Below are 26,763 nucleotides of genomic sequence, written 5' to 3'. Positions count from 1 at the left end.
TTTTGCTATTTTCGCAGCGTAAACCATCTCTTTATGAGGCTCTATGGAAAAGCAAAACTATAATCATCTCACCCGCACCTTCCAGCGTCTTTCCCGTTTTGGACATCTCTCAGCCATCGCTGGCTGGGATATGTTCACCAATATGCCACCGAACGGCAGCACAGCGCGCGGCGAAGCCCTGGCCGAACTGAGTGTTTTGCAGCACCAAATCCTGACCGATAAAAAAATCGCCACGCTATTGCAGGCCGCGGTTCAGGAAAATTTGAATGATGTAGAACGTGCAAACCTGCGTGAAATGACACGCCAGTACCAGGAAGCCATTCTATTACCCGCCTCACTGGTAGAAGAAAAATCGCTGGTTGGGACGCGCTGTGAACATGGCTGGCGCACGCAACGCCCAGCCAACGACTGGCAGGGTTTTTCTACCAATTTAAAAGAAGTGGTTCGTGTTAGCCGTGAAGAGGCGAAACTGCGCGCCGAAGCAAAGGGGAAATCCCCATACGACGCGCTGTTAGACATTTATGAACCAGGGATGACCAGCGCTAAACTTGACGTTCTGTTTGGCGACTTGCGCACCTGGTTGCCAGCATTGCTGCAAAAAGTTGTCGATAAACAAGCAAAAGAGTCGGTCATCACTCCTGTTGGCCCATTCGCCACGCACGACCAACGCGAGCTTGGCCTGGAAACCATGAAGTTGTTGGGCTTTGATTTTAACGGCGGCCGGCTTGATGTTAGCGCGCATCCGTTCTGTGGTGGCGTGCCGGAAGATGTACGCATCACCACACGTTACGATGAAAGCGATCTGGTCAGTGCACTGTTTGGCGTTATCCACGAAACGGGCCATGCGCGTTACGAGCAGAACCTGCCACGTGAATGGCTCGGTCAGCCTGTTGCTCTTGCGCGTTCCACTGCGATTCATGAGTCACAAAGTCTCTTCTTTGAGATGCAGTTGGGTCGCAGCAAAGAGTTCCTTAAACTGCTGCTACCGATGGTTACATCGCGCTTTGGCAAACAACCTGCGTTTGAGACGGCAAACTTTATTGCCGTTAACCAGCGTGTTGAGCGTGGTTTTATCCGCGTTGATGCGGATGAAGTGAGCTATCCAGCCCATGTTGTGTTGCGTTACGAAATTGAGCGCGCGCTGATTGACGGCGAAATTGAAGTGGAAGACATCCCGGCACTGTGGGATGAAAAAATGCAGCAATGGTTGGGACTTTCTACCAAAGATAACTTCCGCAATGGCTGTATGCAGGATATTCACTGGACTGACGGTGCTTTCGGTTACTTCCCTTCGTACACGCTGGGCGCAATGTATGCCGCTCAATTGTTCAATGCTGCAAAACTTGCGCTGCCGCAGCTCGAAAGCGATATTGCGGAAGGAAACTTCAGCGCATTGTTCGACTGGCTACGTCAGAATATCTGGCAACACGGCAGTCGCTTCACAACGTCAGAGTTGATTACCAATGCAACCGGGGAAGATCTTAACCCGTTGTATTTCCGTAGGCATTTAGAAGCGCGTTACCTTTAATCTTCCTCACCTGTCCGCGCCCTAAATAATTCGGATTGTAGGGGGGATTAGCGTTAACGACATCCACCATTGACGCAGGTTATGTCGGATGTCGCTGCGCTAATCCGACCTACGAAGGAATTTCGTCATCAATTCCCCGGCGTGTACAAACCGTTACACGCCGAAACCAATCACTCACTGAACGCATTGATCCACAAGTCTATAGTTCATCTCAACGGCCCCGCAGGGCTTCAAAGAAACATAAATTCAAACATGAATTGAGGATGTCGAGATGAATAAAGTACTAGCTCTGGTTGTTGCCGCTGCAATGGGTCTGTCTTCTGCTGCTTTCGCTGCTGAAACTACTGCGACCCCAGCTCCTGCTACCACTTCTGCTGCAGCTAAAGCCCCTGCTGCAAAAACTACTCATCATAAAAAACACAAAAAAGCAGCTACCGAGCAGAAAGCACAAGCCGCTAAAAAGCACAAAAAAGAAGTGAAGAAAACTGAAGCAGCAAAACCTGCGCAGACCGAACAGAAAGCTCAGGCTGCTAAAAAACACAAAAAAGCAGTAACCAAAACTGAAGCGGCAAAACCAGCTGCACAGAAAGCCCAGGCTGCTAAAAAGCATCACAAAAAACCTACCGCTAAAACTGAAGCAGCAAAACCTGCAACTCAGCCAGCTGCATAAGGTTATCGGGGTTATCCCGAAAGCATAGCCACACTACTAACCTGCATAATTTGAGTTGTCGGCAGGTGGCGAGCAAGTGAGTCCTCAGAAGCGTAGATAACTATGTAACTGGGGTGAACGACCGACGCCAACACACCGATAACCTGAAGTATGATGGTTAAAAACACCCGGTTCGCCGGGTGTTTACTTCCGGAGTCTGGATGATGTTGCGACGCTACAGCTTTGAAATCATCCTCACGCTGCTTATTCTTTGCGGCATTATTACGCTAAGCTTCTGGCTGTAATGACTTTTTACTCCCACTTTTTGTGCGACCCGTCTATAGTTAGTCCATTCGCTGGGTTTATATAACAATCAAAATTAATCGCCCCACAGAGAGTGATATGCGCAAAAAAGTTGTGATGTTGTTAGGTGTACTGTGCTTGTTGCCTGCCCTTTCTCATGCTGATGACGAAAGTGCTGCAAATGTCAAAACGCTGTTTTTTGGCAAGGATGACCGCACAAGAGTGAATGATCCCGCAACACCGCCGTGGGATGCTATCGGTCAACTTGAGACGGCCAGCGGCAATCTTTGCACCGCGACCTTAATTTCCCCTCACCTGGCACTTACCGCCGGGCACTGTTTGCTACAACCACCCCGTGGAAAACCCGATAAAGCCATCGCTTTGCGCTTTGTATCTAATAAAGGCAAATGGCGTTATGAAATTCATGATATTGAAGGCCGGGTTGAATCTACGCTGGGTCGTCGCCTTAAACCCGATGGTGACGGTTGGATTGTCCCCGCCAGTGCGGCGCCTCATGATTTTGGTCTGATTATTTTGCACAACCCGCCTTCTGGTATCACGCCGTTGCCATTGTTTGAGGGTGACCGTGACGCACTAACTGAAGCGCTTAAAAATCAGAATCGTAAGGTCACACAGTCGGGTTATCCCGAGGATCATCTGGACGATCTCTATACCCATAACGATTGCCTGATTACCGGCTGGGCACAGAAAACTGTACTCTCACATCAGTGCGATACTTTGCCTGGTGATAGTGGCTCACCCTTGATGCTGAAAACGGAAAATGGTTGGCAGCTGATTGCGGTACAAAGCTCAGCGCCTGCTGCGAAAGATCGTTATCGGGCTGATAATCGTGCGATTTCTGTGACCGGGTTTCGTGACCAGCTACAGAGTTTAGCCAGCCAATAATTTCACCGCCGGGTATCACTCCCGGCGGTTTTCTTTTAAGCCAGTTTGATTAGCACCATGCCCGCTAGTAATAAAACCAGCCCCACCCAGCCTTTACGGTTTAGCCGCTGGCCGAATAAAATCCAGCCCGCCGCCACGGTGGCGATAATGCCGAAGCCACCCCATAGTGCATAAGCTACCGACAGCTCAATTCCTTTTACTGCCTGCGCCAGCGCGCTGAAGGCTGCCAGAACTGCACACAGCGACAATATGCCGTAGCCAAAACGGCGAAAACCATCAGAGTGTTTCAAGAAAATATTAGCGGCAATTTCTAACACGATTGCCAGGAACAGCCATAGCGCGTGAACCCATTCAAATGATTGCATGTTCGCTCTCCTTTGCTGGTTTTACCGTTCGCGTTTTTTTAGCGCTGGTTCCCGATTTAATCAAAGCAATTCCCACCACCAGCGTGGTCAGACCGATGATTTTCAGTAGCGAGATCGATTCGTCGAACAACAGAACACTGAAAAGGGTAATAAATAAAATACCAATTCCTTCCCACATGGCATACGCGACGCCAAGGGCGATTTTTTTAACCGAAAATGATAATAAAATATAAGACAAGGTGATCATCAACAGCATAAAAATATAGCCGAGATTATCATCACTGACGCTGGACCATTTCATGGATAACGTGCCGGTAATTTCGGCAATAATAGCCAATGCTAATAATATCCAATAGATCATGATTCCTCTCCTGATAGAGAAAATAGCCGTACTAATGCTTGTAATGTGCTAAATAAAGCGCACAAGCCGAATAAAAAATAAGCTTATTTACCCGCAATAATTCGTGTGCCAGTAAGGCGACAAGACCGTAAGCAAGCCGGTGCAGTCAACGCAACTGGGGCGCGAAGTATCAAGGGAAAAACAGGAGAGCGAATCTACAGCGCGTTACGCCAGTGTTGTTCACCGGAAAGCGAAAAAGCAGAAGAGAAAGATGGGGCTTGATGGGTTATTAACGTTTTGAACAGCTTGTTCGTAAGCATAATGTCCATAGTTTTCACAACGTATCCGCGGTGTTGCTTCTCATCAGTTGCGGATAGTAAATTGTCCTCAGTAGTCAAACACGCTGAATTTGTACCATATTTCGCAAGATGCCTGACTTCCCTTTTCAATTCTTTACGCTTGAGCAGCAGAAAATAAGTGTATACCCCTCCTTTCCTCACCCGTACTATATACACAATTAAGGAACGGATTATTCTGATGGAGACCGTCAATAATGGCAAAACCCATTATTACGTTAAGTGGATTAAAAGCAGTCATTATGTTGGGGATGTTAGTCATCATCCTTGCGGGTATAAAAGTGGCTGCCGAGATCATCGTGCCATTTATTCTGGCACTGTTTATTGCCATTATCCTCAATCCAATGATTCGTCGTCTGGAGCGCATACGGGTCCCGCGCGTGCTGGCGATTACCTTCGTCATTTCAGTAATTATTTTCTTTATGGCTGTGTTACTCGCCTACCTGGGAACCACGCTTAATGAGCTGACGCGCACGCTACCACAATACCGTTCCTTGCTAATCTCCCCTCTACAAACATTGGACCCGTGGCTGCAACGGGTTGGGATTTCTGTGTCGGTGGATGAACTGGTTAAGTATATCGACCCTAACGCGGCAATGACGTTAGTCACAAGTCTTATTACGCAGCTTTCCAACGCGATGACCTCAATCTTTTTGCTGCTTTTGACCGTCGTATTTATGTTGATTGAAGTACCGCAATTGCCGGTAAAGCTCCAACAATTGATGTCTCGGCCGGCAGAAGGCATGGGTGCTATCCAGCGAGCTTTAGACAGCGTCAGCCATTATCTTGTGCTAAAAACCGCTATCAGCCTGGTGACGGGATTGGTGGTCTGGATAATGTTAGCCATGCTGGATGTGCGTTTTGCCTTTGTCTGGGGGCTACTCGCCTTCTCGCTCAACTATATTCCCAATATTGGCTCCGTTCTCGCAGCAATCCCACCGGTTGCACAGGTGCTGGTATTTAGTGGACTGTATGATGCGCTGCTTGTCGTTGCCGGTTATCTGGCCATCAACCTGGTGTTTGGCAATATCATCGAACCACGCATGATGGGGCGAGGATTGGGTTTGTCCACTCTGGTGGTTTTCTTATCGTTGATTTTTTGGGGCTGGCTGCTGGGCCCGGTGGGAATGCTACTGTCGGTTCCACTGACTATCGCGGTGAAAATAGCACTTGAACAAAACGAGGGTGGCAAGAGTATTGCCGTGCTGTTGAGTGATGTGACCAAAAACTAAAGAGCCATAGCCGCTCCGGATAACAGAGCGACTATGGAGTAACGCTACATACTGTAACCCGGTTTTTTGGCCAAAGTATCCAGTGCCGGAGCTATCTCTTTATCGTAGACATCCTCTTTCCAGCGATCTTTCTGGATAGGTGTTAGCGCAACAGAGAGCGACTCGTCAGATGAATTAAAGTGCTTCTTCAGCACGGCACAAATATCAGCGGCAAGCGCCTCTTTTTGCTCTTCAGTCAACTCACGCGGGAAGTGTTTTACGGTGATATGCGGCACAACAGATCTCCTTTGAATGGCGAACTCTATTCTTACGTTAAACAATCAGGTTATAGCAACAGAAAATCATTTGGGGCAGATGGGGGCAAACTCATCAAAGCTGATACCGTACTGCTCGTGGTCCAGTCGCAAACCAAATTTTTCTTGTAGCAGTTGATACACCGCCCTCTCATCAACCATTTCTTCGCGTTGCTCACCGCTAAACTGCCGGTTACTCAGCGTTAACGTTGTGCCATCGGGTTTATGCAAACACAACATTAAATGATGACGGAAATACGATTCAGGCCAGGTCGAAACATAGTGATTTGCAACCTGAAAATCACTGAAATATTGGGGTTGCAGATCAAACCGATACAGAGGCATCCAGCCATCTTGTTGTTTGATGCTCAGCAAGTAATCGCCATCCAGATGCGTTAAGCGATAGACACCATGCGCCGTAGGCTGCTCAACATCAGTTTCCAACCGCAAAGGGGAAGTCAGAGTTTTCCCGCCAAATCCTACATCAGCCAGATAACGCTGTTGATTTATCGTCACCAGCAATAGGCGGTGCGTTCTTGGTGGCATTTCAGGTGGTTGCGTGATCAACACTCTCGCCGCCAGGTCTTCCACTTCAAAACCAATGTCTTCAAGCGCTGCGCGCAGCAAAGCATTTTGCTCATAGCAATAACCGCCTCGACCAGCAACGACGAGCTTTTCAAAAACATTATCGAGTTCAAGCCTGATGGTTCGACCAAGAAGCGCATCTAAGTTTTCGAAAGGAATGGAACAAGCATGCAGCAGATGAATACGTTGCAAGGTTTCTAAGGTGGGTATGGCTTCACCATGAAAACCGATACGCGCAAAATAGGTTTGTCGCTCGAAAGTCATTATCTCAACCTCTTAAAATCCGATGTCTTTACTATAAAGCGTTTTTTTCATGGCAAATGATCGATAATGCTCTGGCTACAACAGGCCTGTAGACTATTCCCCGGAAATTAAGTGCCAGAAGGATGCGCCATGAAACCCAAGTCGATGACTCTCTATGATGTGGCAAAACACGCCAATGTTTCCTATCAGACCGTTTCACGGGTTATCAATCAGGCAGAGCACGTTTCTGATAAAACGCGCCGTAAAGTCGAAGCAGCGATGCAAGCACTTAACTACGTTCCTAACCGGGTGGCGCAGCAACTGGCTGGAAAACTAAGCCAAACGATTGGGCTTGTGACCAGCAATTTGTCCCTCCACGCTCCGTCGCAAATCGCCGCAGCCATTAAGTCTCAGGCCAGCAAACTCCACTTTAACGTGGTGATATCGATGATTGAGCAGCCTGATTTGAGTGCCTGCAAAGGTGCGGTGAATAGCCTGCTCTCCCAGCGGGTTGATGGGCTGATTGTGAATATTCCTCTGGAAGATGACCAGGTTCGAGCCATCACTGACATGTGCGGCAATGTGCCGGTATTGTTCCTCGATGTATCCCCGACTCTCAATACCCACAGCATCACATTCGATGCCACCACCGGCACGCAGTTGGCAGTAACTCATCTCGTCCAACAAGGCCACCAGCATATTGCTTTACTGAGCGGGCCGTTGACCTCAGTTTCAGCCCGCCTGCGTCTGGAAGGTTGGCAACAGGCTCTGGCAAAGCATCAGCTGATGGCTATCGCGCAATTGCAGGGTGACTGGAGTTCAATCTCCGGTTATCTCCAGACACTGGCGCTCATTAGTACGGGATCGAAGTTTACCGCCCTGCTGGTCGCTAACGATCAAATGGCGTTAGGTGCATTACGTGCCCTCAATGAATCAGGCTTATCCGTTCCTGGGCAAGTCTCAGTGGTGGGTTATGACGATACCGAAGACAGCGCCTGTTTTATCCCGCCGCTCACTACCATCAAGCAAGACTTTAAAGCACTGGGGAATACCAGCGTTGACCAACTGATTGCCCAAATCCGCACGCCCGCTTTACCGGGCCTTGCCACCGTTCTTCCCGTCACGCTTATTGAGCGTAAAACGACGGCAGCACCAAATGCTGAAACTGTGTCACCACAAGCCCTGGCCGATGCGCTTGCGGTACTTGCCCACCAGGTCGCGCGTCTGAAGTAATTTTTGTGAATCGCCTCACCTGAAGTTGTTTTACTGCTTTACATCTGCGCAGGTAAAAAACATATTAATTAATAATTGTGAGCGCTTCGCAAAAATGTAAAGGAACATCAAGTATGACCATCAGATCGGGTTCTGTTGCGGCCACTTTGGCCGCGATCCTTGGGCGACGCGACTGGGAGAACCCAGCAGTGACGCAATTAAATCGCTTGCCTGCCCGCCCACCATTTTCCAGTTGGCGTGATGCTCTCGCCGCGCGCGACGACTCATCATCTGAAAGTCTGCGCAGTCTTAACGGTAAGTGGCAGTTTAGCTACTTCACTCAGCCCGAGTGTGTTCCCGAAAGTTGGCTTGAGGTTGATTTAGCCGATGCTCAAATCTTACCAGTCCCATCAAACTGGCAAATGCATGGCTTTGATGCCCCGATTTATACCAATGTCACCTATCCCATTCCGGTTACACCGCCATTTGTGCCACAAAACAACCCAACCGGATGTTACTCGCTCACATTTAACATCGAACAGTCATGGCTTGATGATGGTCAGACGAGGATTATTTTCGATGGTGTGAATTCGGCATTTCATCTTTGGTGTAACGGCCACTGGATCGGGTACGGACAGGATAGTCGCCTGCCCTCTGAATTTGACCTCAGTGAAGTCCTTCATGCGGGGCAAAACCGCATTGCGGTGATGGTGCTACGTTGGTGCGATGGAAGTTTTCTGGAAGATCAGGATATGTGGCGCATGAGCGGTATTTTCCGCGATGTGACGCTACTGCATAAACCTTCCACCCAGTTGAGCGATGTGCACATTGCCACCCATTTAAACGAAGATTTCAGCCATGCTATACTGGAAACAGCTGTTTCGGTGAAAGGCGAAACCGACGGCGCGTTACAGGTAAAAGTGCAGCTGTGGCACGGTGACGAATGCGTGAGTGAGCGGCAACAAGCGCTGGCCAGCGAGATTATTGATGAACGTGGAGCATATAACGACCGCACTACCCTCCGAATGCCTGTCGCAAACCCTCTGCTGTGGAGTGCGGAAATCCCCAACCTCTATCGCGCTGTCGTTATTTTGCTGGATAGCGCAGGCGCGACAATAGAGGCAGAAGCTTATGACGTGGGTTTTCGTAAAGTCGAAATCCATCAAGGGTTGTTGAAACTCAACGGCAAACCTTTGCTGATTCGCGGTACCAACCGCCATGAACATCACCAGGAATTTGGCCAGGTGATGGATGTGGAAACCATGCGCCAGGATATTCTGTTGATGAAGCAGCACAACTTCAACGCGGTGCGCTGTTCCCATTACCCAAATCACCCGTTGTGGTATCGCTTGTGCGACCGTTACGGCCTGTACGTGGTGGATGAGGCAAACATTGAGACCCACGGAATGGTGCCGATGAATCGCCTGAGTGACGATCCTGGCTGGCTGCCCGCGATGATGGAACGTGTCACTCGTATGGTGAAACGCGATATTAATCACCCATCAATTATCATCTGGTCGCTTGGTAATGAGTCCGGTCACGGTGCCAATCATGATGCGCTTTATCGCTGGATAAAATCTGTCGACCCCTTCCGCCCAGTGCAGTACGAAGGGGGTGGTGCCAACAGCGCGGCAACCGATATTATTTGCCCCATGTATGCCCGCGTCGACCAGGATCAACCCTTCCCGGCAGTGCCTAAATGGTCAATTAAAAAGTGGATAGGTATGCCGGATGAAACCCGCCCGCTGATTCTTTGCGAATATGCCCACGCCATGGGCAACAGTTTTGGCGGCTTCCATAAATACTGGCAGGCATTCCGCCAGCACCCGCGACTGCAAGGTGGTTTTGTCTGGGACTGGGTCGATCAATCGCTGATTAAACACGATGAAAATGGCGAACCCTTCGCAGCCTACGGCGGGGATTTTGGCGACAAACCAAACGATCGTCAGTTCTGCATGAACGGTCTGGTTTTTGCCGACCGCACAGCGCATCCGGCACTGTATGAAGCACAACAAGCACAACAGTTTTTCCAGTTTGAACTTCATCGTGAAACCCCGTTGCGCCTCGAAATAACCAGCGAGTACCTTTTCCGCCATAGCGATAACGAACGCCTTATTTGGCAGGTTTCGCAAGCGGGTGAACGGCTTGCTGAAGGCGAAGTGCTGCTTGATATCGCGCCAGCTGGAACGCAGACAATTACCTTTGATTCATTGCCAACCATCGTGCGTGGCGGTGACGTGTGGCTGACCGTAAAATTACAGCAAATCAACGCCACAGACTGGTCTGATGCCGGGCATATTTGTGCATGGGATCAGTGGCAACTCCCGAGTATTCTTAGCGCAACCCCGCTGCCTTTTAATGGTAAAGCACCTGAACTGATAACCAGTAACTGCCATTTCGATATTCGCCTCGGCCTGCATCACTGGCAGTTCAACCGCGAAACCGGCTTGTTAAACCAGTGGTGGAAAGCACAGCAACCTGCGCTCATCACACCGCTGCAAGATCAGTTCACCCGCGCGCCGCTTGATAACGACATTGGCGTCAGCGAAGTGACGCGCATTGACCCGAATGCGTGGGTCGAGCGTTGGAAGGCAGCAGGAATGTATGAGCTTGAGTCGCGTGTGGAGAGCTGCGAAGCGGAGGTTCTGGCCAATGAAGTGCAGCTGCGCACCGTTCATAGCTGGCATCACCATGGTAAAACGCTGTTTATCAGCCGTAAGCTTTGGCGAATTGACTGCCAGGGCGAACTCCACGTCAGCGTAGATGTTGAAATTGCTTTTGGCACACCTCCACCTGCACGCATTGGCCTGACCTGCCAGTTAGCGGAATTGTATCCTGAAGTGAGCTGGCTCGGGCTCGGGCCCCATGAAAACTACCCCGATCGCAAGCAATCTGCCCTCTTCGATAGTTGGCAGCTTCCACTGGAAGAACTGTACACACCGTATGTTTTCCCAACGGAGAATGGCTTGCGCTGCGATACCCAAACATTGGAATACGGCGGCAACCAGTGGCGCGGGAATTTCCACTTCAATATCAGCCGCTTTAGCCAACAACAACTGCGCGAAACCTCACATCGCCATTTGCTTGTTGCGGAAACAGGCACCAGTTTAAACCTGGATGGTTTCCATATGGGTGTTGGTGGCGATGACTCCTGGAGCCCAAGCGTTTCACCGGAATACTTGCTTGATAAGCAGCATTATCACTACCAGTTAAGTTGGCAACGCCGCTAACGTCCCTTCTTCAGCGATGGCCTGTGTAGTTGCAGGCCATCTTCGAATAACCGCTACAATCTGTATTCTTTGAAAAAAGGCATTAGCGTCCTTAACCATTTATGGATAGGATCTGTCGCCCTATTTTGTCATGACGTTGAAGTTATAAAAATGTCAGGCATTACACAGGGGTCTTTTAAACAAAGGAACAGGGTCTACATGAACACAACACACAAAACGGAAGCGGAAAAGCACGCAGCTAAACGCCGCTGGCTTAATTCGCATGATTCCGGGTATCACAAAGCAATGGGTAACCGCCAGGTACAGATGATTGCCATCGGCGGCGCAATTGGCACAGGGCTTTTCCTGGGCGCTGGCGCACGTCTACAAATGGCAGGCCCGGCTCTGGCAATCGTCTATCTGGTCTGCGGCATCTTCTCTTTCTTCATTTTACGCGCGCTAGGTGAACTGGTACTTCATCGCCCTTCGAGCGGCAGTTTTGTTTCTTATGCCCGTGAGTTTCTCGGTGAGAAAGCCTCCTACGTGGCAGGCTGGATGTACTTCGTGAACTGGGCAATGACAGGCATTGTCGATATCACCGCCGTGGCACTTTATATGCACTATTGGGGCGCTTTTGGCGATGTCCCGCAGTGGGTATTTGCTCTCGGTGCGCTGGGTATTGTCGGTGCCATGAATATGATCGGCGTGAAATGGTTCGCAGAAATGGAGTTCTGGTTTGCGCTGATAAAAGTCCTCGCAATCGTCGCCTTCCTGGTGGTCGGAACGGTGTTCCTTGGCAGCGGGAAAATGCTTGATGGCAACACGACAGGTTTCCACTTAATTACTGATAACGGTGGTTTCTTCCCGCATGGGTTACTGCCTGCATTAGTGCTTATTCAGGGCGTGGTGTTTGCTTTTGCTTCAATCGAACTGGTGGGGACGGCAGCGGGTGAATGCAAAGATCCAAAAACAATGGTGCCAAAAGCGATTAACAGCGTTATCTGGCGTATCGGGCTTTTCTACGTCGGCTCCGTGACATTGTTGGTTTTATTACTGCCCTGGAACGCCTACCAGGCAGGGCAAAGCCCGTTTGTGACATTTTTCTCTAAACTCGGTGTGCCATATATTGGCGACATCATGAATATGGTGGTTCTGACTGCTGCGCTTTCCAGCCTAAACTCTGGCCTCTATTCCACCGGGCGTATTTTGCGCTCAATGTCGATGGGTGGCTCAGCACCTCAGTTCATGTCGAAAATGAGCAAGCAGCATGTACCCTATGCCGGGATATTGGTTACGCTTGGGATATATGTGATTGGTGTGGTACTGAATTATCTTGTGCCATCACAAGTGTTCGAGATAGTTCTCAATGTTGCCTCACTGGGAATTATCTCTTCCTGGGCATTTATCATGGTTTGCCAGATGCGCTTGCGTAAAGCGATTAAAGAGGGGAAAGCTGAAGACGTTAGCTTTAAATTACCTGGCGCACCATTTACCTCATGGTTAACCCTGCTCTTCCTGTTTAGCGTATTGGTATTGATGGGGTTCGATTACCCGAACGGAACTTATACCATTGCATCTATTCCGCTGATTGCTTTGTTACTGGTGATTGGCTGGTTTGGCGCACGTAAGCGTGTTCAAGAACTTGCCCACAATCCCGACGCTCACCCTGAGGAAGCGCCGCAAAAGGTGAAGTAAACCCATACTGAGCCAATGTTTCGTAGCGATAAAGGGCAGAATATTTTCTGCCCTTTTTGCTGCTCTTTACAATGTCCCGCTAAATATGACTGGCCCGGTCGGTTGCCCCGTTGGAGAGCCGCCTTGTGGTTCGAGGCTGATTGCAATCGTCGTGCCTGGTGATAAAGCCACGCTGGTTGCAGTAAGTTGCGTAGGTTCACTGGCATTCACTAAGCCAAGTGAAATAGGTTTTGCACCTGAAGGTATCGCCCATAACTGCAAGCTGTTATTGGCCGCAATGGCGCGAGGCTGAACCGGAACCAACTGCAGCGTTTTACGTTCACTGTCAGCACTGACAACCCATTGACCTTTGGCTGTATCGCTGCTGTTTAACACCACCAGCGGTGCGAGATCGGGTGAGCGGTTCGCGAAATACGGCACCAGAATAACCGCGGCGAGTCCGGCTGCCAACGCCCACCCCAGGTAATTCCAGTTCCACAATGACGTTGGTTTTTGCGTCGGTAAGCTAAGCTGTATTTTTTTCCACACCCGTTCTGGTGGAATCTGGTGCTGTGTGTTGTTTTCAAATGGTGCCAGCAAGGTTTGCCAACGACCAAGTTGCTGTGCCAACTCTTGCTCCTGTGCAAGGCGTTTTTCGAAACGCAGACGCGCATTCCCACGCAGGGTGCCCAGGGCATACTGCGCGCTCAATGCGCTGTCGATATCTTGTCTGCTTTTCATAATCCTACGCAGTCCTTAAGGTGGTCCAGAGCACGGCGCACCCAACTTTTTACGGTACCAAGCGGTTGATGCATCCAGGTTGCAATTTCGCTATGCGACAACCCCTGATAGTAGGCCAGCACCACGCTTTGCCGTTGTTCCGGGGGCAGATGCGCAAGGCACAGTGTGAGTTTGTCGACTTGCTTATCGTCGTGCTGGCTATCTTCATTTTGATGGCTCGTTACTGGCGTATATTCATTCAGTTCATCTTCTAGTTCACTACTACGAGCGGCGCCACTTCTTAGCCAATCGATACAACGATTGCGCACAATGTGCGTAAGCCAGGTCATCGGGGAGCTAAAGGCAGGATCATAAGTTGCAGCACGATTCCAGACGGCAAGAAAACTATCATGCAGGACCTCTTCGGCCCATGCAGAGCGGCGCAACATACGCAACGCTACCGGGAAAAGCAGTGGTGACGTCTGGCGATAAAGTTGTTCAAAGGCGCGGCGGTCACCATCGGCAACCGCCCGCACAAGCGCTACCTGTTGTTGCACTTGCTGATTATCCATATCTTTCCTGATTGGGTGTGAGTCAGTCACTCACACCGAGTATAGACAGGATTTATTTAGGCATCAGGACAGTATCAATAACGTCAATTACACCGTTTTTCTGATTTACGTCATAAGTACTGATATTCGCGATATTTCCCTGAGCATCTTTCAACTGGATGTTATGCGGGCCGTTACTCATTACCCATAAAGGTTGCCCATTTACGGTTTTCAACTCCGCATGGCCGCCACCATCTTTAATTTTTTTCTCAAGCTGCTTCATGTCGTATTTTCCTGCCACGACGTGATAAGTCAGGATGTTGGTCAGTACCGCTTTGTTTTCCGGTTTCACCAGATTCTCAACGGTCCCTGCGGGCAGTTTTGCAAATGCTGCATTAGTTGGTGCGAACACAGTAAATGGTCCTGTGCCCTGCAATGTGTCGACCAGACCCGCAGCTTTTACCGCGGCAACCAGGGTTGTGTGGTCTTTAGAGTTGAGCGCATTTTCTACGATATTTTTTGAAGGATACATCGCAGCGCCGCCCACCATCACGGAGTCTGACATCATGGCAGCCATGCTGGCGGCACTAAAGAGTAATGATGTAGAGATAGCAGCAGTAAGGATTCTGTTCATGGTTATTTCCTCATTGAGTCAGGAGCACGTTGTTGGCTCACACTCTGATATACGTACGAGGAAATGAACTGGATGCAGAAATATGAAAATATTTTTTCACTTCTGAAAAATCACTCCTGGCGCCGCGTAAATACTCACAAAACACTTTCGATCATAAAAACTTGCATTAACGTTATGTGCCGTTAACACTTTTCAAACATTCATCACAAGTATTAACATGCCCTCTTGAATGTTCCAGATGGTTCGTCCGGAACGTAAAATGCTCCCACCTGTGAAAATGTCTGATGAAAATTGTGCACCATGGAAAGATCTCCCTGCCACTGATATTAGTCCCGGCCCTTTCGTCTTTTGCCCTTCAGGTACTTGCCGCCGAAGAGACGATGGTCGTTACCGCAACACAAGGCACGATTTCCGAGCTGGATACACCAGCGGCAGTGAGTGTCGTCAATGGCGACGATATGCGCCAGGCGGCACCACGCGTTAATCTTTCAGAAAGCCTTAGCAGCGTACCGGGTTTGCAAGTTCAGAATCGCCAGAACTATGCGCAAGATTTACAGCTTTCGGTGCGCGGATTTGGTTCTCGCTCCACCTATGGTGTGCGCGGCATAAGAATGTATGTCGATGGTATTCCCGCTACCATGCCTGATGGCCAGGGCCAAACCTCGAATATCGATATTAACAGCGTAGAAAGTATTGAAGTGTTACGCGGCCCCTTCTCGGCACTTTATGGCAACGCATCGGGTGGCGTGATTAATGTCAGCACAACAACGGGTACACAGCCGCCAACTTTTGAAGCGAGCAGCTATTACGGCAGCTTTGGAAGCTGGCGTAACAGTATTAAAGCAACCGGTGCCACGGGTGATGGTACGCAGGCCGGCGATGTCGATTACGCCGTATCAGCTTCACGCTTTACTACTCATGGCTATCGCGACCACAGCAGCGCCCAAAAGAATCTCGGCAATGCCAAACTGGGTGTGCGTCTCAATGAAGCAAGCAAATTAACACTACTGCTCAACAGCGTAGATATTGATGCTAACGATCCTGGCGGGTTAACCGAGCAGGAATGGCGCAATGACCCGACTCAGGCCCCTCGTGCCGAACAGTACAATACCCGCAAGACCACTAAACAGACTCAGGCTGGCCTGCGCTACGACAGGCAGTTAACCGCCAATGATGATTTAAGTGTCATGACCTATGCAGGGGTGCGCGAAACTACGCAATATCAGTCAATTCCCGTGGCCCCTCAGTTAAACCCATTAAACCCAACACATCCAGGTGGCGTGATTGAACTTTCACGCCATTACCAAGGGATAGATTCTCGCTGGACACATCGAGGCAATCTTCTATCTGTGCCGGTAACGTTTACCACCGGGCTTGATTACGAAACCATGTCGGAAAAGCGCAAAGGGTATGAAAACTTTGTGGTAGAAAACGGCACCACCGCTTTAGGCGAAAAAGGCGACCTTCGCCGTGACGAACGTAACCTGATGTGGAACGTTGACCCCTATCTGCAAACTGCCTGGCAACTCACCGATAAACTCAGCCTCGATGCAGGTGTGCGTTTCAGCTCGGTCTGGTTCGACTCGAATGATCAGTACATCAGCGGTAAAAATGGCGATGACAGCGGCGATGCGAGCTACCACAAATGGCTACCTGCCGCCGCGTTGAAATACGCCGTGACCGATGCCTGGAATATTTACACCTCGGCAGGCCGTGGTTTTGAAACGCCGACCATCAACGAACTCTCGTATCGTGATAACGGCCAGTCAGGTTTGAATTTTGGATTAAAACCGTCCACCAGCGATACCGTGGAAATCGGCAGTAAAACGCGCGTCGGCAATAATTTGTTTACTGCGGCACTCTTCCAGACAGATACCGATGATGAAATTGTTGCAGACCAAAGCAGTGGTGGGCGCACAACCTACAAAAACGCCGGTGAAACCCGCCGCCGTGGGGTGGAACTCTCTGCAGATAGCCAACTTGGCTACGACTGGCGCGTTAAAATGGCATGGACTTATCTCGATGCGACCTATCGCAGCAACGCATGCGGTGATGACAACTGCGAGGGTAATCGTATTCCGGGCATCGCGCGTAATATGGGATACGCTTCGCTTGAATACGCACCGCCAGAAGGGTTCTATGCTGGAGCCGACGTGCGTTATATGAGTGATATTCAGGCCAATGATGAAAATACTGCGAAAGCACCGACTTACACGGTCGCCACACTCAATAGCGGTTATAAACTGCGGATTCAAGAAAGCTGGTTATTGGATATTTGGGGACGCGTCGATAACCTGTTCGATCGCGAGTATGTCGGTTCCGTTATTGTTAACGAAAGTAATGGTCGCTACTACGAGCCCGCACCGGGGCGAAATTATGGTGTGGGGGTGAACCTGAGTTACACATTCTTATAAGCATAAAAAAACGGAACCCCGACAGGTTCCGTTTTTATTTGGTGCCGGGAGATGGATTACTCCATCGTCGCGCCGCCGTTAAGTTTAAACACCACGTTGACAATCATACCTTGCCCTGGCTTGCCGCTTTCATAGCGCCATTTTTTCATCGCCAGTTTCACTTCGCGTTCGAACATATTGGCAGGTGTCGCGGAAAGAATAGTCACATTGCTTACGCTACCATCTGCAGCAACATCAAACTTCACACGTACCTTGCCTTCAATGCGTAGTGCATGCGCACGCGCAGGATACTGTGGCGAATTACGGCTCAGCGCACGCGGCCCAGTGGCAACAGGTGCTGCTGAGGCAACAGGTGCAGTGTTTGCAACCGGTGCGGGACGTGCGGGTGCGGTGTTAGTTACCGGTGCGCTCGGACGCGGTTCAACCGGCCTTACTTCGCGCTTCGGCTCTTCAACCTTTTTCACCGGCTTCGGTTTTGGCTTAGGTTTTGGTTTCGGTTCTGGCTTATGAATGACAACTGGCGCCTCTTTCGGCGGCTCAGGGATCGGTTCAGGCTCAGGTTCGGCTACCGGCTCTGGCGGTGGCTGAACAACTTCAGGTTGCGGTGGTTCAAGCTCAGCCGGAGTCACCATGGTGATACTGATAGGCTGTGCAGGTGCTGGCAACTCAACAACCTGATGATGTACCGAGGTATAGAGAGCCGCCGCGACAATAGCACCATGAAGTACGACAGAGAGTGCGGTCGGCCACGGAAAGCGGCGGCGAGGTAAATCAAGGGTCATTGTATTTGAACTATTCGCTGAAAGTATCATTTGAAATTGTAGTGTTATTACGACTTTCAGAGATTGTACCGCAAATGAGAAGTGTTATCACCTATTTACGTTTCAGCAGCAAGTCCCTGATTTGAAATCAAGCTGAAACAAACCCAGATACGCAATACCCCTTTCACGACAATTTAGCTGTTCAAGTAGCAGCGCTTGGTTGCAAACAAGCTCACTGTCCACTTCATTTGCTGGCTGGATGAGTTCAAATACTCAAAGCTTTATTCGTCGAGCCCCCACATATCCCTGTATGCTTCGTTGCCTGCATGCCAGGTCGCCATGATCCCCATACTCAAAAATAAAGTCAGCGGGAATAATGCCCAAAATAATACTGACCAACCCGAAACATTAGCCATTGCTTCCGGTTTACCGAAGCCGCATATCCCAACGAACAACGATCCTGAAAGAAACATTCCAAATAATCCTCCGTATTGCCAAGGGTACATATAGTCCACATACCAGGATGACGAAGGTGCAGTAGTTAAACGTGATGACACAGCAGCTAAACCTAACTTGTTATTATCAGAAGCGGCAACAAGCTGATCGCCTTGGGAATATTTGACAGCATCAGCAGCCAACGCCAAGACTAACCATCGATAACCCGCCGTTTTTCCCCCGAAAGAAGTCTCTACATCCAGCCGATTCGCCACCAGCTTACGATCATCGAGTATTTGCATGAGTGGATATTTTTCGACCTTAGATAAAGCGGTGTACCAGAGCGTTTTGGGCGAAATTACCGGGGCTATGTACAAATACACGGGTATGACTGTTTCCACGTCTGTTACATCCGTAATTGGCCGATACAAGTACATCGGTTTCTCACCTTCCGTTTTGCCATATATATTAGTCAGCCAAAAAGCACTAGCGTTTTCCATCGATTTCGATTCACTTCCCTCGTCATGCATATCCACTATGACAAGCAGCCGGTTCGTCACATAGTTAGTGGAACTATCTATCCAGTTGGTGACCAGCGAGTAATCCGGGCAGTCTTGTAAATATTCAATTTCGTTTGATGCCAGCCCCAGGCGTTCAAATGTACGGCGCAGATCGTCACAACACGATTCATCACCTCCGCGAACCCACAACGTTGAATCAAAATTTCTGTAATGGGGTGTTTTTAGCTTTTCTGCAAGTGGGGCCAATAAGCGATTCAGCAGTAGTTCGGTTTGGGTAAACTCAAAATCATATTCGCGGGGAATCTTAATAGGTGTTTTTGGCGCTAGCGGAAACTCCCCTTCCAGTTTAAGCATGTTTAATGCTGGTTCATCCAGTGGAGTCAGCGTAGCCCAACCAGCAATAATGAGGTGCCGCCTGGCGTACTGCTTTAACTGCTCTTCCCGCTCTTTTGCAATCGCCACCCGAGTTTCCTCGTAGTGCTTCCTGGTACTGACAGGTATCAGAAAGAGAAACACTACGCACAACAGCACGAGCAGTGGAAAAACGACGGATTGAGTAAAAAAATATTCATCGACGTGTTTATCACCTGGCCACGTCACCGCACGAACAGCAACACTGATGATAAGGACAAACAGGGCAATAATTACCGTCGCTAGTACTGGAAACTCTGATCGCTCAGGCTTTTTTTGCTCCTTAAATAACCACCAATTCATCATGCAGCTCCCGCAATCGTTAGTGTCGTTTTTATTACACAACCGCATTCAGCCTTACAACCATCCACCACAACGCCACGGTCGTGCATTGTCCATGACGGATGACATTCAGAAATGGCAAACACCCCTTTATGTTCTGGACACTCAACCTTATCGCCCTTCAGCGCGACAGATTTCCCCATAAAATTGGCCCCTGACGCGCTAATCACCTTCCCGCCACTCACCAGCGGGTCATTAAGACGGATAACTCCTTTCATTGCTTATATCCTTATCGCCCGGCGTTCATATCGCAGCGCATGTGGTCCCAGCCCGTATAGCCTTTAATATCGGGTATCTGGTCCGGTAAATTCTGGTAATTAGTCTCATGACTAATGACTTTTCCTTGTAATCCCTCTTTAGTGAAATACACCATCCCCCATTTCCACCCGGGCGAACGGGGATCAATGCTTTGAATGGTTCCGTCATCAAGCGTGTAAGTGATACCCGGGCCACCATCGACCACTCGAGGATCATCAAATGGTTTGGAGGACATATACAGTCGGTGTTTGGTTTGTAAAAAGCCCTGGTCGTTGACGACAGTAAAGGAAAGAACGTCATCGTAAGGTGGGGACGAATCCCCATTCGGCTCATTTTCACCTGGGGAGAACATCATGGGGTACCAGGTTTGCCCGTAATCCTTCGAAACGATTGACGCTGCAGAATCCCAAGTAGGTAAAGCGATATAACGTTCGGAAGGATGAACGAATTTTTTGGTAAAAATACGGTAAAACTGTTTTACGGGTTCAGTGTGAATACCTCGCTGGCTATCCGTGTACCAGAGTTCACCCTCGCAGCCCCAGCCTTTCAGCTCCAGATAGCGATATTCATCAAACCGGTAAACCACCTGCGTCGGCGGCTCTTTGGCCTGGCATCCGGCAATCAGTAAAACAGCGACAGCAGCAAGTCCTGCTTTAAATCCTTTCATTGTTTATCCTTACGCCCCAAATCCATATCGCAGCGCATGTGGTCCCAGCCCGTATAGCCTTTAATATCGGGTATCTGGTCCGGTAAATTCTGGTAATTAGTCTCATGACTAATGACTTTTCCTTGTAATCCCTCTTTAGTGAAATACACCATCCCCCATTTCCACCCAGGCGAACGGGGATCAATCCTTTGAATGGTTCCGTCATCAAGCGTGTAAGTGATACCAGGGCCACCATCGACCACTCGAGGATCATCAAATGGTTTGGAGGACATATACAGTCGGTGTTTGGTTTGTAAAAAGCCCTGGTCGTTGACGACAGTAAAGGAAAGAACGTCATCGTAAGGGCCATAATTATCCCCATTAGGTTCATTTCCAGATGGTGAAAAGTGTGCATCAAACCATGTTTGACCATAATCTTTGGATACTCTGAATCCATCTGCACCCCAGCCGATAATTGCAATATAGCGCTCGGATGGATGGACGAGTTTTCGGGTAAATATTCGATAGAACTGAGAATAAATTTGCGAGTGTATTCCTCGTTGCATGTCCCCGTACCAGAGTTCACCCTCGCAGCCCCAGCCTTTCAGCTCCAGATAGCGATGGTCATCAAACCGGTAAACCACCTGCGTCGGCGGCTCTTTGACCTGGCATCCGGCAATCAGTAAAGCAGCGACAGCAGCAAGTCCTGCATTAAATCCTCTCATTGTTTATCCTTACGCCCCAAATCCATATCGCAGCGCATGTGGTCCCAGCCCGTATAGCCTTTAATATCGGGTATCTGGTCCGGTAAATTCTGGTAATTAGTCTCATGACTAATGACTTTTCCTTGTAATCCCTCTTTAGTGAAATACACCATCCCCCATTTCCACCCAGGCGAACGGGGATCAATCCTTTGAATGGTTCCGTCATCAAGCGTGTAAGTGATACCAGGGCCACCATCGACCACTCGTGGATCATCAAACGGTTTGGAGGACATATACAGTCGGTGTTTTGTTTGTAAAAAGCCCTGGTCGTTAACGACAGTGAAGGAAATCACATCCTGGCTTGGCGCACGATTATCTCCGTTAGGTTCATTCCCTGATGGAGAAAATTGCGCAAGGTGCCAGGTTTCACCATAGTCTTTAGAAACTGTAAAACCGCTAACATCCCAGCTTGTAATTGCAATATATTTTTCTGATGAATGGACAAACTTTCGCGTAAACAGGCGGTAAAACTGCGAATATGGTCGTGAGCGAATTCCTCGTTGCGTATCCGTGTACCAAAGTTCTCCCTCGCAGCCCCAGCCTTTCAGCTCCAGATAGCGATGGTCATCAAACCGGTAAACCACCTGTGTCGGCGGCTCTTTGGACTGGCATCCGGCAATCAGTAAAACAGCGACAGCAGCAAGACCTGCTTTAAATCCTTTCATTGTTTATCCTCAAGCCAACTGGCTGTCGCTCATCGGTTTTGGCATAGCCCATTGCAGATTCGGTGTTTCCTGATTCCCGGCGGACAAATCCCGGGAAGGTTGAATCGTCGTGGGATTGTTAAACTGGTTTTCAACACCAAAATCCCCTTTAGGAAGTACCTCATCGGGTCTATTCATATGGTTTTTTGTCTGTGCTTGTGGCAGTTTTCCGCTCCGGTAATACTCTTTAGTCGCGGAGTTACCATTCAGCGGGTCGCGCCAATCAGCGCGGTGCAGCAGGTCCTCCCAGAATTTACCGGCTTTATAGTCAAATGCTTTGCACTGGCCTAGTGCCAGGTCAAAAGCCATCGCGTGAGATGGGGCAAGTTCGCTCATGACGATAGATGAGTGCTGGCTGTACCCTACCGGATCGGTTTTTCGCCATTCCGCCTGCAACTCTTCCGGGGTTTTCAGCCAGGTTAGGGTGACATTCTGAAAGTCTTTTGTTCCCGTAACGACACCGCGAATCACTTCATGTTTGCGGCCAACACTTTCCACCTTCAGCTCTTCAGGCGTAAGAACGTGCCCGGGCCGCCAGTTGAGACTCTGATAATGGCTAACAGAATACGTGGCTGAGTCAGTACGTTTAATGGCATAGGCTTTTGCCGAATAGGAGATGTAGGCATCCGGGCTGTCTGGGTCGACATAGGCTTCATAAGGTGTATCCCACGTTGCTGGATCGTCGTCTTTTTTGTTTCTCTCGCCTTGCAGCTCAAAAATAAACGGCTCCGGCAGTTCTTCACCATTGATCACCACATCGCTATAGGAATAACCAGCGTTCATGACTGGAGTGGTGCTGAAATCGCCTTTATTTTTCTGGCTCATTTTGAACGGCTCCGTTTCCAGCCGTCCTACCCAGCGATGCTGGCAAAAAACGCGTTGACGGAGATTAGGCATGTTTTTGGCTATATCATTCGGAATACCACGCCAACCAACCCCCTGAATATTTTGTAACGACACCGTGCCATCCTGAGGGCAGAAGTAGTTATAAACTTTGCCGTTGTTGTCACGGCGGTACTTCATATCTTTTCGTAGCGGATTATCTGACGGTTTACGCAGCGTACAGCTGGCTTCCATCTCCAGCATAGCGCCATCTGACAGCTCCCCGCCTTTGTACTGTGTCGCCATCAGTGCGCAGAAATTTTTAAACGTTTTCTGCCGCGCAAAAGCCGTCTGGTGATGACCCGGCTGGGCGTCTTCACTCAAGCGAGCTTCAAGAGAGTACGGTGAATGATTCAGGATGGTGCAATTGACCGGATCATAGCCGGCCTGCTTAACCAGCATATTTGCCAGCATGGTGATGATCGTACCCTGACTATGTGCCACGACGTTAATCACATCATTCTTAGTAACATCTTCACCACGGATCTGAATTATCAAATCTGCCAGACGCTGGGCGGCAAAAAACTGATAAATACGGTGCGGATTAGGGAAAATTGGATGGGTATAATCTCCTCCGTTCATATGCAGCGTGCCAAACCCGGCAACAGCTAACGCCACACCTCCGGCTCCCGGCCCCAACATATCGGGGATGTTGGTTGTCGCGTTCGCAAACGTCCCGCCATTTTTTGCAAAATTTGCATCCAGGGCGTTTTTGAAATTGTCGTTCTGGTACTTAAACGGGCTACTGCCATCGTTGCCCAATGCGGCTTTGTTCTTTTCGTTATCTTCCTGATAAGCGTCATATGGAAGATGGGCCGCGTCTGAAACTTTATCAACTTCTTCGCGGTAACGTTGCTGGTCAGCACGATAGTCTGCATGCGTCACCGGCTTATAACCCCAGTAGAACGGAATGACCGGAGATCGACCTGATTCAGAGACTTTCTTCTGTGCTTCTTCGTTATGCATCATGATGAAATCACGCCAGCTATGTGCATGAAAATCATTACGACCCAGGCGCTTACTTAGCCCTGCAATAATGCCTTTCTCCTGGTTCTGGTACGCTTCGCCAACATCATTAACGCCATGAATTAAAATCACAATACACGGCATAGGGCGCGGTACACCCACACGGCAGGTCTGAGCCACTTCGCCCAGGTCTTTGTGTACCGGAATATCTCCCTGGGAAACTACCCGTGGGGCAAACGGGCTGTTTTTTGTCTCCGTCATTCCATTAACTCCAGTTTGTAGGTATCAAGATCATCCGCATCAAGCAGTGGGGAATAACCGTTGCTATCAGTGATGCCCTCCACCACCTGACCAGACGAGCTGGATAATTTAAATTTTCTGTTTGCAAGTACCTGATCTGCATCATCACTCGCATGCAACTGATAACGCTGCTTAAATGCGCCTTTATTAAATGAAGGGGATTGTACCTGGGCACTTTCCGCACCGTCGTATTTCAGGTTAGGCGCTTTAAGTTCAATGCCCGTAGGCGAGAATATTGTCACTAACCCGCTCGGACTGACCCGAATCCCTCCACCAGCGCAAACAAACTGCAGCCCCTGTTTGGCACTACCGTTCAATTTCCCGCCCTTACTGACCATGGTGAAATCCTGCTCAGAAAGCATATGCATAGCACCGCGCTGGGCTTGGGTGTTGATGTCCCCTGCGCCAGCAATCAACTGGATACCGAGTTTGCGGACAAACAATGAAAGCTTTTCACCCACGGCCAGCGAGAATTTCTTCACTACGTTCACACTTGCGTTATTTCCCGCAGTCGCTATCAAATCTTTTCCGGCCGATAACTGCAGGCTCTGTGGCGTGACGTGTGCCATGCCTTCCCCGGCATAAGTCAGAATACCTGGAGCTGAGAGCTGGTTCAGCGTCTGATTTAGCGCATTTTGTTGCTCGGTATCCACATTACTCGCTCCTGCTGTATTGGCGCTTTGCTGTAACGTCATTGCCACTTTCAAAGCAGCTTCCAGCTGTGCAATAGCGGCGTTCATATCCAGTTGTTGACCCAAGGCTCGGGGTTGTTTTTCGGTGGTAATCATCACCCCTTTTGCACCACGCAATGTCATCCAGCTATCGGTGCGCGCCTCCAGACCTTCTCCACGTTTTTTCCCGTCGGCATCGACAAGGTGACCAACGCTAAGTTGCCCTTTGCTGTATTCAGTGGAAATCTTGATATGTTGCTGATTGCGCCGGTCCTCAAGGCGAATTTTGTTCAGCCCAGCGGTGCGGATCACGTTGCGGGTATCATTGCGATTTGTCACCAGGTCCGGGCGACTTCCGTCATGCATGACGTGAGCGATAAATGGCCTGTCCGGGTCGCCACCTTCAAAAGCTACGGCCACTTCAGTCCCCTCAAGCAGTGGGAAGTGAAAACCATAGGTGTCACCGGCATACGGCCGTGCAAGGCGCACCAGAGCACTTTCAAAACCATCCCATTTTTCATCCAGATCAAAATCAAACTGCACACGGTAACGGCCTTGAGCATCCACTCCGGCATATGTTTTATCGGAAGTCATGGCGGCCACTTTCGCGGGTACCGTTCCTGCAATCACTGGCCGAGAAATAAGTTCTGGGCGGAAATTGTAAATATGGAAATAAGGAATGCCTGTCAGGTCTGCACAATAATGTTCTGCCCGGCTGCCCCTTATCGTCATGGCTGTTATGAGGAGTCCAGGTTTAAATCCATCGGGAATAGGGCCAGATATGTTGAACATGATGCCAGGCTGGAGTACAGGATCATTAGTTTTGGCCCCAAGAATACACTGCTCATTCAGTAGACGCTCATAACGAAAGCGAGCATAAAAGTTAGCTGTTTCAGCCTCTTTACCGTAAGAATCCCCTTTTTCCAAATAATGATCTGCGTAATGATATTCCTGCCCGTTATTTATACCGGCAGGCGTACTCTGTGTTGCGATGGTTTTATTTACCTGAGGTGATTGAGGGGTACGATAATTATATGTACGCACCAGTACACTTTGAGGGATTATCTTGTGCTGCTCTTCCAGATCCGTGACATATTCTTCATAGCTTGTCGTGCCAGAATCGCGAATATATGGTGTTTGTTTGCCGCTGAAAATATAACGTGCCGCAGAGTCACCAAAGATAGTGACCGTTTCCTTTTGCACTTTGTCGTGATTTTCAATGCGGAACCAGATACCCACCTCTGCAAGAAGTCGCTGGATAAACTGCAAGTCGTTTTCTTTCCACTGAATAACCATTTCACGCCGCGGATAATCGTGACTCAGCTTATCGAAATCGATGTTGAAACCTTCAAAAAAACCACTGTTTTTCATCACCAGCGTAACGAGATCTGGCACAGTTATATTCATATAAACAGCCGAACGATGATTTTGACTCAATAGTACTAATTCATGCTCCAGTACGCATTCGTACAGTGCCTCATCGACTGAGGAACTGATACGTGATAAACGAGTGATTACGCCATTAATTTGTCGCACCAGCAACCAGTTAGATTCTCCGTGCCATTTTGCTATTGGGTTCGGAGCACGCAGTATAAATTCAGTCTTCTGATTGAGCACCGTATCAATAGAAATGTTTTGTTCTGAGGTTGTAAAACGGATGATATATCGATAAGGCTGGCTTAATGCTTCATTCGCTGTGAAAGAATTCACATCGGGTATAACACTCTCGTTACAGTGAAAATACAATAAATAGCGGTTTATAGTATCTTGCTGTTGAGCCGTTTCGGATAGCCCTGCCATAGCCAAAATCCTTTTAATTAAATCGAGTTTGTATGAAACAATATTTTTCGCTTTCCTTCAATTAAAACACCCTTCCATAGTGACATAT

Annotated in this window: 25 protein-coding genes; 9 read left to right on the top strand and 16 right to left on the bottom strand. The window is 49.2% G+C overall.

The genetic code is table 11. The features are described 5' to 3' along the window. Positions 1-43: 43 nt before the first annotated feature. The 4 genes from LVQ79_RS07375 to LVQ79_RS07365 all read left to right on the top strand — a co-directional run bounded on the left by LVQ79_RS07375 (position 44) and on the right by LVQ79_RS07365 (position 3,386). Positions 44-1,528 (top strand): carboxypeptidase M32, encoded by a 1,485-nt coding sequence (locus LVQ79_RS07375; protein WP_232864442.1) that lies wholly within the window; start codon positions 44-46, stop codon positions 1,526-1,528. 271 nt (positions 1,529-1,799) lie between these two features. After that, a complete protein-coding gene (asr, locus tag LVQ79_RS07370; protein WP_154150155.1) occupies positions 1,800-2,198 on the top strand; it encodes an acid resistance repetitive basic protein Asr in 399 nt (132 codons plus the stop codon). Between the two features lie 179 nt (positions 2,199-2,377). Then, positions 2,378-2,482 (top strand): small membrane protein YdgU, encoded by a 105-nt coding sequence (gene ydgU / locus LVQ79_RS22660; protein WP_456061802.1) that lies wholly within the window; start codon positions 2,378-2,380, stop codon positions 2,480-2,482. A 97-nt stretch (positions 2,483-2,579) separates the two neighbouring features. Next, positions 2,580-3,386 carry a trypsin-like serine peptidase gene (locus LVQ79_RS07365; protein WP_151993309.1) on the top strand — a complete coding sequence of 269 codons (807 nt, stop codon included), beginning with the start codon at positions 2,580-2,582 and terminating at the stop codon, positions 3,384-3,386. 35 nt (positions 3,387-3,421) lie between these two features. Here LVQ79_RS07365 and mdtI read toward each other — a convergent pair whose 3' ends face one another. The 3 genes from mdtI to LVQ79_RS22655 all read right to left on the bottom strand — a co-directional run bounded on the left by mdtI (position 3,422) and on the right by LVQ79_RS22655 (position 4,411). Further along, complete coding sequence (gene mdtI / locus LVQ79_RS07360) at positions 3,422-3,751, bottom strand: multidrug/spermidine efflux SMR transporter subunit MdtI (RefSeq protein WP_134182944.1); 330 nt, start codon at positions 3,749-3,751, stop codon at positions 3,422-3,424. Then, the gene (mdtJ, locus tag LVQ79_RS07355; protein WP_232864516.1) at positions 3,738-4,115 is read right to left on the bottom strand and encodes a multidrug/spermidine efflux SMR transporter subunit MdtJ; all 378 of its coding nucleotides are present in this window, start codon (positions 4,113-4,115) and stop codon (positions 3,738-3,740) included. Before mdtJ ends, mdtI begins: the two co-directional genes overlap by 14 nt. Positions 4,116-4,306: 191 nt before the next feature. Then, entirely contained in the window at positions 4,307-4,411 is a 105-nt protein-coding gene (locus tag LVQ79_RS22655) for a protein YdgV (RefSeq protein ID WP_502258309.1), read from the bottom strand. A 233-nt stretch (positions 4,412-4,644) separates the two neighbouring features. On the opposite strand from LVQ79_RS22655, the gene LVQ79_RS07350 reads away from it, so the two are divergent. Continuing rightward, positions 4,645-5,679 carry an AI-2E family transporter gene (locus tag LVQ79_RS07350; protein WP_232864441.1) on the top strand — a complete coding sequence of 345 codons (1,035 nt, stop codon included), beginning with the start codon at positions 4,645-4,647 and terminating at the stop codon, positions 5,677-5,679. Between the two features lie 44 nt (positions 5,680-5,723). On the opposite strand, the gene pptA is transcribed toward LVQ79_RS07350, so the two are convergent. Both pptA and LVQ79_RS07340 read right to left on the bottom strand, forming a co-directional pair. Continuing rightward, the gene (pptA, locus tag LVQ79_RS07345) at positions 5,724-5,954 is read right to left on the bottom strand and encodes a tautomerase PptA (protein WP_034455817.1); all 231 of its coding nucleotides are present in this window, start codon (positions 5,952-5,954) and stop codon (positions 5,724-5,726) included. A gap of 66 nt (positions 5,955-6,020) precedes the next feature. Further along, positions 6,021-6,821 (bottom strand): arylamine N-acetyltransferase family protein, encoded by an 801-nt coding sequence (locus tag LVQ79_RS07340; RefSeq protein ID WP_232864440.1) that lies wholly within the window; start codon positions 6,819-6,821, stop codon positions 6,021-6,023. Positions 6,822-6,950: 129 nt separating this feature from the next. Between LVQ79_RS07340 and LVQ79_RS07335 the strand changes: the two genes are divergently transcribed. The 3 genes from LVQ79_RS07335 (at position 6,951) to ansP (ending at position 12,916) form a co-directional block, all read left to right on the top strand. Then, on the top strand, positions 6,951-8,033 hold the full coding sequence (locus LVQ79_RS07335) for a LacI family DNA-binding transcriptional regulator (protein ID WP_232864439.1): 1,083 nt from the start codon (positions 6,951-6,953) through the stop codon (positions 8,031-8,033). Positions 8,034-8,146: 113 nt separating this feature from the next. Beyond that, positions 8,147-11,242: a beta-galactosidase gene (locus LVQ79_RS07330; RefSeq protein ID WP_232864438.1), complete on the top strand. Its 3,096-nt coding sequence runs from the start codon at positions 8,147-8,149 to the stop codon at positions 11,240-11,242. A 198-nt stretch (positions 11,243-11,440) separates the two neighbouring features. Next, complete coding sequence (gene ansP / locus LVQ79_RS07325; RefSeq protein ID WP_154150147.1) at positions 11,441-12,916, top strand: L-asparagine permease; 1,476 nt, start codon at positions 11,441-11,443, stop codon at positions 12,914-12,916. 66 nt (positions 12,917-12,982) lie between these two features. Here the strand turns inward: ansP and LVQ79_RS07320 are convergent, their stop codons facing one another. The 3 genes from LVQ79_RS07320 to LVQ79_RS07310 are packed head-to-tail and all read right to left on the bottom strand — an operon-like array spanning position 12,983 to position 14,800. Continuing rightward, positions 12,983-13,636 (bottom strand): anti-sigma factor, encoded by a 654-nt coding sequence (locus tag LVQ79_RS07320; RefSeq protein WP_232864437.1) that lies wholly within the window; start codon positions 13,634-13,636, stop codon positions 12,983-12,985. Then, positions 13,633-14,187 carry an RNA polymerase sigma factor gene (locus LVQ79_RS07315; RefSeq protein ID WP_232864436.1) on the bottom strand — a complete coding sequence of 185 codons (555 nt, stop codon included), beginning with the start codon at positions 14,185-14,187 and terminating at the stop codon, positions 13,633-13,635. Before LVQ79_RS07315 ends, LVQ79_RS07320 begins: the two co-directional genes overlap by 4 nt. A gap of 52 nt (positions 14,188-14,239) precedes the next feature. After that, positions 14,240-14,800 carry a fasciclin domain-containing protein gene (locus LVQ79_RS07310; RefSeq protein ID WP_232864435.1) on the bottom strand — a complete coding sequence of 187 codons (561 nt, stop codon included), beginning with the start codon at positions 14,798-14,800 and terminating at the stop codon, positions 14,240-14,242. 284 nt (positions 14,801-15,084) lie between these two features. On the opposite strand from LVQ79_RS07310, the gene pqqU reads away from it, so the two are divergent. After that, positions 15,085-17,214: a TonB-dependent receptor PqqU gene (pqqU, locus tag LVQ79_RS07305; RefSeq protein WP_232864434.1), complete on the top strand. Its 2,130-nt coding sequence runs from the start codon at positions 15,085-15,087 to the stop codon at positions 17,212-17,214. Between the two features lie 56 nt (positions 17,215-17,270). On the opposite strand, the gene tonB is transcribed toward pqqU, so the two are convergent. From tonB to LVQ79_RS07265, 8 genes are all read right to left on the bottom strand, one after another. Continuing rightward, positions 17,271-17,996, bottom strand: coding sequence for a TonB system transport protein TonB (gene tonB / locus LVQ79_RS07300; RefSeq protein WP_232864433.1), 726 nt, complete (start codon positions 17,994-17,996; stop codon positions 17,271-17,273). Between the two features lie 260 nt (positions 17,997-18,256). Continuing rightward, on the bottom strand, positions 18,257-19,648 hold the full coding sequence (locus LVQ79_RS07295) for a hypothetical protein (protein WP_232864432.1): 1,392 nt from the start codon (positions 19,646-19,648) through the stop codon (positions 18,257-18,259). Continuing rightward, positions 19,645-19,902: a PAAR domain-containing protein gene (locus LVQ79_RS07290; protein WP_232864431.1), complete on the bottom strand. Its 258-nt coding sequence runs from the start codon at positions 19,900-19,902 to the stop codon at positions 19,645-19,647. The genes LVQ79_RS07295 and LVQ79_RS07290 overlap by 4 nt, the downstream gene beginning before the upstream one ends. 11 nt (positions 19,903-19,913) lie before the next feature. Continuing rightward, complete coding sequence (locus LVQ79_RS07285; RefSeq protein ID WP_232864430.1) at positions 19,914-20,609, bottom strand: T6SS immunity protein Tli3 family protein; 696 nt, start codon at positions 20,607-20,609, stop codon at positions 19,914-19,916. Beyond that, entirely contained in the window at positions 20,606-21,313 is a 708-nt protein-coding gene (locus LVQ79_RS07280) for a T6SS immunity protein Tli3 family protein (protein WP_232864429.1), read from the bottom strand. Before LVQ79_RS07280 ends, LVQ79_RS07285 begins: the two co-directional genes overlap by 4 nt. Next, positions 21,310-22,017: a sialidase family protein gene (locus tag LVQ79_RS07275; protein WP_232864428.1), complete on the bottom strand. Its 708-nt coding sequence runs from the start codon at positions 22,015-22,017 to the stop codon at positions 21,310-21,312. Before LVQ79_RS07275 ends, LVQ79_RS07280 begins: the two co-directional genes overlap by 4 nt. 9 nt (positions 22,018-22,026) lie before the next feature. Next, positions 22,027-24,165: a T6SS effector phospholipase Tle3 domain-containing protein gene (locus LVQ79_RS07270; RefSeq protein WP_232864427.1), complete on the bottom strand. Its 2,139-nt coding sequence runs from the start codon at positions 24,163-24,165 to the stop codon at positions 22,027-22,029. Next, on the bottom strand, positions 24,162-26,675 hold the full coding sequence (locus tag LVQ79_RS07265) for a type VI secretion system Vgr family protein (protein WP_232864426.1): 2,514 nt from the start codon (positions 26,673-26,675) through the stop codon (positions 24,162-24,164). Before LVQ79_RS07265 ends, LVQ79_RS07270 begins: the two co-directional genes overlap by 4 nt. Positions 26,676-26,763: the final 88 nt, after the last annotated feature.

Origin of the sequence: Buttiauxella cochleicola (assembly GCF_021282405.1) — a bacterium.
GTDB lineage: Bacteria > Pseudomonadota > Gammaproteobacteria > Enterobacterales > Enterobacteriaceae > Buttiauxella > Buttiauxella massiliensis.
Note: the sequence above shows the minus strand (reverse complement) of the source record. Positions and strands in the feature narration are given on the sequence as shown.

Coding starts and splice junctions, on each gene's coding strand:
- LVQ79_RS07375 (WP_232864442.1), top strand. CDS start 44: ATGGAAAAGCAAAACTATAATCATCTCACCCGCACCTTCCAGCGTCTT.
- asr (WP_154150155.1), top strand. CDS start 1,800: ATGAATAAAGTACTAGCTCTGGTTGTTGCCGCTGCAATGGGTCTGTCT.
- LVQ79_RS07365 (WP_151993309.1), top strand. CDS start 2,580: ATGCGCAAAAAAGTTGTGATGTTGTTAGGTGTACTGTGCTTGTTGCCT.
- mdtI (WP_134182944.1), bottom strand. CDS start 3,751: ATGCAATCATTTGAATGGGTTCACGCGCTATGGCTGTTCCTGGCAATC.
- LVQ79_RS22655 (WP_502258309.1), bottom strand. CDS start 4,411: ATGCTTACGAACAAGCTGTTCAAAACGTTAATAACCCATCAAGCCCCA.
- LVQ79_RS07350 (WP_232864441.1), top strand. CDS start 4,645: ATGGCAAAACCCATTATTACGTTAAGTGGATTAAAAGCAGTCATTATG.
- LVQ79_RS07340 (WP_232864440.1), bottom strand. CDS start 6,821: ATGACTTTCGAGCGACAAACCTATTTTGCGCGTATCGGTTTTCATGGT.
- LVQ79_RS07335 (WP_232864439.1), top strand. CDS start 6,951: ATGAAACCCAAGTCGATGACTCTCTATGATGTGGCAAAACACGCCAAT.
- LVQ79_RS07330 (WP_232864438.1), top strand. CDS start 8,147: ATGACCATCAGATCGGGTTCTGTTGCGGCCACTTTGGCCGCGATCCTT.
- ansP (WP_154150147.1), top strand. CDS start 11,441: ATGAACACAACACACAAAACGGAAGCGGAAAAGCACGCAGCTAAACGC.
- LVQ79_RS07320 (WP_232864437.1), bottom strand. CDS start 13,636: ATGAAAAGCAGACAAGATATCGACAGCGCATTGAGCGCGCAGTATGCC.
- LVQ79_RS07315 (WP_232864436.1), bottom strand. CDS start 14,187: ATGGATAATCAGCAAGTGCAACAACAGGTAGCGCTTGTGCGGGCGGTT.
- LVQ79_RS07310 (WP_232864435.1), bottom strand. CDS start 14,800: ATGAACAGAATCCTTACTGCTGCTATCTCTACATCATTACTCTTTAGT.
- pqqU (WP_232864434.1), top strand. CDS start 15,085: ATGAAAATTGTGCACCATGGAAAGATCTCCCTGCCACTGATATTAGTC.
- tonB (WP_232864433.1), bottom strand. CDS start 17,996: ATGACCCTTGATTTACCTCGCCGCCGCTTTCCGTGGCCGACCGCACTC.
- LVQ79_RS07295 (WP_232864432.1), bottom strand. CDS start 19,648: ATGATGAATTGGTGGTTATTTAAGGAGCAAAAAAAGCCTGAGCGATCA.
- LVQ79_RS07290 (WP_232864431.1), bottom strand. CDS start 19,902: ATGAAAGGAGTTATCCGTCTTAATGACCCGCTGGTGAGTGGCGGGAAG.
- LVQ79_RS07285 (WP_232864430.1), bottom strand. CDS start 20,609: ATGAAAGGATTTAAAGCAGGACTTGCTGCTGTCGCTGTTTTACTGATT.
- LVQ79_RS07280 (WP_232864429.1), bottom strand. CDS start 21,313: ATGAGAGGATTTAATGCAGGACTTGCTGCTGTCGCTGCTTTACTGATT.
- LVQ79_RS07275 (WP_232864428.1), bottom strand. CDS start 22,017: ATGAAAGGATTTAAAGCAGGTCTTGCTGCTGTCGCTGTTTTACTGATT.
- LVQ79_RS07270 (WP_232864427.1), bottom strand. CDS start 24,165: ATGACGGAGACAAAAAACAGCCCGTTTGCCCCACGGGTAGTTTCCCAG.
- LVQ79_RS07265 (WP_232864426.1), bottom strand. CDS start 26,675: ATGGCAGGGCTATCCGAAACGGCTCAACAGCAAGATACTATAAACCGC.